General features: G+C 57.8%; 4 protein-coding genes. All 4 read left to right on the top strand.

Annotated elements, in window-relative coordinates:
* Positions 1 to 146: 146 nt before the first annotated feature.
* From A3730_RS17745 to A3730_RS17730, 4 genes are read left to right on the top strand one after another with little or no spacing between them, the layout of a single operon-like run.
* Positions 147 to 1,397: a multifunctional CCA addition/repair protein gene (locus A3730_RS17745; RefSeq protein WP_063538585.1), complete on the top strand. Its 1,251-nt coding sequence runs from the start codon at positions 147 to 149 to the stop codon at positions 1,395 to 1,397.
* The gene (locus A3730_RS17740; protein ID WP_063521181.1) at positions 1,376 to 2,113 is read left to right on the top strand and encodes a pteridine reductase; all 738 of its coding nucleotides are present in this window, start codon (positions 1,376 to 1,378) and stop codon (positions 2,111 to 2,113) included. The genes A3730_RS17745 and A3730_RS17740 overlap by 22 nt, the downstream gene beginning before the upstream one ends.
* Before the next feature lie 34 nt (positions 2,114 to 2,147).
* Positions 2,148 to 2,585 (top strand): DUF4124 domain-containing protein, encoded by a 438-nt coding sequence (locus tag A3730_RS17735; RefSeq protein WP_063521180.1) that lies wholly within the window; start codon positions 2,148 to 2,150, stop codon positions 2,583 to 2,585.
* Positions 2,573 to 3,499, top strand: a complete 927-nt coding sequence (locus tag A3730_RS17730) for a DUF4124 domain-containing protein (protein WP_063521179.1) — start codon at positions 2,573 to 2,575, stop codon at positions 3,497 to 3,499. The genes A3730_RS17735 and A3730_RS17730 overlap by 13 nt, the downstream gene beginning before the upstream one ends.
* Positions 3,500 to 3,673: the final 174 nt, after the last annotated feature.

Here is a 3,673-nt window from a genome sequence, read left to right as displayed (position 1 = left end):
TAGCGAACTATGCCGCGCCTCATCCAGCGCAGTCAGACAAAAAAATGAACTCCAGCAGAGACGAGGATGCACCGTCTTCAGCCCCTTAGTTTCAGTACGATAGAAAGCATGCGACCATTCTGCTCAAGAACTCACAGGTAAACAAGATGAAAGTGTATCTGGTGGGCGGTGCGGTGCGGGATTCCCTGCTCGGCCTCCCCGTGACGGAAAAGGACTGGGTCGTGGTTGGTGCCACTCCGGAAGAAATGGAAGCCAACGGGTTTCGCCCCGTGGGCAAGGATTTCCCGGTATTCCTGCACCCCGACACCCAGGAAGAATACGCCCTGGCCCGCACCGAGCGAAAATCCGGCCATGGCTACGGTGGCTTCACCTTCCATGCCGCCAGCGATGTCTCCCTGGAAGAGGACCTGATTCGCCGCGACCTGACCATCAATGCCATGGCGCGCTCAGAAGGTGGCGAGGTGGTCGACCCTTTTCATGGCAAGGTCGATCTAAAAGCCCGCTTGCTACGGCATGTTTCCCCCGCTTTTGCCGAAGACCCGCTGCGGGTATTGCGCGTGGCACGATTCGCTGCCCGTTATTACTGGCTCGGATTCCGCGTCGCTGACGACACCCTGACACTGATGCGCCAGCTCAGTGACAGCGGCGAACTGGATTATCTGGTGGCGGAACGAGTCTGGAAAGAAACCAGCCGGGCCCTCATGGAACGCGATCCCCAGGTCTTTTTCCAGGTGCTGCATGCCTGTGGCGCGCTGGAAAAACTGTTCCCCGAATTGGCCGCATTGGATGGCGTTCCCCAACCGGAAGCCCACCACCCGGAAGTGGACACCCTGGTGCACCAATGGCTGTGCCTGGAACAGGCCAGCCGACTGAACCTGCCGTTGACGGCCCGTTACGCTGTGCTTTGTCATGATCTGGGTAAGGGCAAAACGCCCGAGGAAGAATGGCCCCGGCATATCGCCCATGAAATTCGTAGCGCCCGGCTGGCGAAAACCGTATCAAAGCGCTGGCGCGTCCCCAAGGACGCCGCCACTCTGGCGGCCTTGGTGGCGGAATACCATACCCACTGCCACCGGGCCCTGGAGCTGAAACCCGCCACGGTCTGGAAGCTGCTGAAAACGCTGGACGTAATACGCCGACCGGAACGGGTGGAGGATTTTCTTCTCTCCTGCGAAGCCGATGCTCGCGGTCGTACCGGCTTGCAAGATCGCCCCTACCCCCAGGTGGATTACCTACGTGGCGCGGCGCAGGCAGCCAGCAATATTGATGTTGCCGCACTGCGCCAGAGCGGTATCGAAGGACCGGCACTGGGCGAGGCCATTGAAAAAGCCCGCATTCATGCACTTTCCCACTATAAGAGCGAGTTTAAAAAAACATGGCAGACCCCGTCGCCCTGATTACCGGTAGCGCCCGGCGCATCGGCGCAGAAATCGTTCGCACCCTGCACGCCAATGGCATGCGGGTAATCATTCATTACCGCAACAGCGCACAAGAGGCTCACGCTCTGGCGGACAGCCTGAATAGCTCGCGCCCGGATAGCGCGGCGATTATTCAGGCTGATCTGGATAAGCCCGACCAGGTTAGGCAACTGGCCCATGATGCCCTGGCCTGCTTCGGTCGCATGGATCTGCTGGTCAACAATGCCTCCAGCTTCTACCCCACCCCCATTGATCAGGCCGACGACGCCGACTGGGACAAATTAATTCACAGCAACCTGCGCGCCCCCTTTATTCTCAGCCAGCAGCTGACGCCGGCCCTGCGCCAACAGCACGGCTGCATTATCAACATTGTCGATGTCTACGCAGAAAAACCGCTGCAAACCCACACCCTGTATTGCATGGCCAAGGCAGGACTTGCGATGATGACAAAAAGCCTGGCGCGGGAGCTAGGCCCGGAAATTCGCGTCAACGGCGTGTCACCGGGGCCAATCCTGTGGCCGGAGGCGGGGCAAATGAACCAGCAGGCCATTCAGGATGCCACCGCGCTCAAGCGCAGCGGCGAACCGGATGACATCGCCAACACGGTTTACTGGCTGGCCACAGCCGCGCCATTTATAACAGGTCAGATACTGGCCGTGGACGGGGGACGTTCACTGGCCTTGCAGGGAAGCTAAACCACACAACACGAGACGGATACTCGGGGGAATAATGAGATTAATCGGGGGAATAATTCTGTCGCTGACGGTCATGTCTGCCAGTGCAGAAATCTATCGCTGGAAAGACGCCAACGGCAACTGGCAATTCGGGGACAAGGCGCCCAAAGAGCAACATGACACTCTCGACGTGAAAGCTCCCCCCAAAATTGGTCAGGATGATGCACGCGATATTCATGCCCGCACCCAACGCCTGCTGGAAAGCCAGCGCACCCAGGCACGGGAAAAAGCCCAGGCTGAAGAAGCCGCACGAAGACAATACCGGGAACGTTTTGCCAAACCCTGCGCGGAAGCACAAGACCGACTGAGAATGCTCAAAGGTCCTTTCGAATATATTGAAGAAGACGGCTCACGGCGCGGCGCAACGGCAGACGAAGTTGCCGCGGATGAGAAAAAAACCCGCAAATGGATTGATGAACATTGCGATTTCTAGCGCTTGCACTCACCCTCAGCCTCCTGCTCGGCGGAGCCGCCCGGGCAGAAATTTTCCAATGGCGTGACGCCAACGGCAAATTGCATTTTGGCGACCGCCCGCCGGAAGATGCCCAAACCCAGACCGTCACCCCGGATATCAGCCCGCAACTCAAAGAACTCGAAATCAACGTCAAACGTCAGGACTTCACCCTGTCCGGAGACTTGCAGCAACAAACGCTGGATAACATTAACCATATTTACCAGCGCTACCGCCGGGACTTCGGCCTGGACCTGCACGGCACTGCGGAAGTAAACCTCTACCTGATTGAAAAACAGGACGACTTCCAACAATGGATGGTTGACCGCATAGGCTCCAGCAGCCGCCACTATGCCGGCGTCTTTATTCCTGCCACCAATGAAGTGGCGGTCTGGCAGTGGGCCGATAACGAACAGCAAGTTGCCCAGACAATTTTGCATGAATCCAGTCATGTGCTGCTTTACCAGTTATCCCCCCTGGCTCCGGTATGGCTACAGGAGGGCCTGGCACAGTATTTCCAGACCCTGGAAACGCAACCGGACGGCCGCCTGAAAATCAGCGCACTGGACGATGCCCAGCAGCGGGTACAAACCTGGATTGAACAGGAACGGCTGATCACCCTGCGCCAGTACCTTTCCATGGACGATGCGCAATGGCGAAAAATGGCCCACCAGCTCAACGCCATTCCCTACACCGTCGCCTGGGCCACCACTGCCTTTCTCATGTCCAAACCGGTGGGCCGCTCCACCCTTCGACAAATGCTTCAGGACCTGGAAAAAACCCACCAGCGTCCGACACTACAGCGTATCGAGCACCTCTATCCGGGTGGTATTTCACGGCTGGAATACGACTTCTTTCGTTGGGCGCAAAGCGACATGGCACCGCATTGGTATTAAGGAACCTCTGAAAAACTCCTTGCGTACTCAGTCTTTCAGGCTGGTTCGCAATCTAGGCGTGCTTTTGAAGGTGTATGTCCATCCATCGAAAAAGCGCAACAACGAGTGCGGGCCAGCCTGAATGACCCGAAGGGCGTGGCCTGAAGCGCACATCTGCTGCGCCTTGCCTCTCGG

It is taken from the genome of Alcanivorax sp. HI0044 (assembly GCF_001634945.1).
Note: the sequence above shows the minus strand (reverse complement) of the source record. Positions and strands in the feature narration are given on the sequence as shown.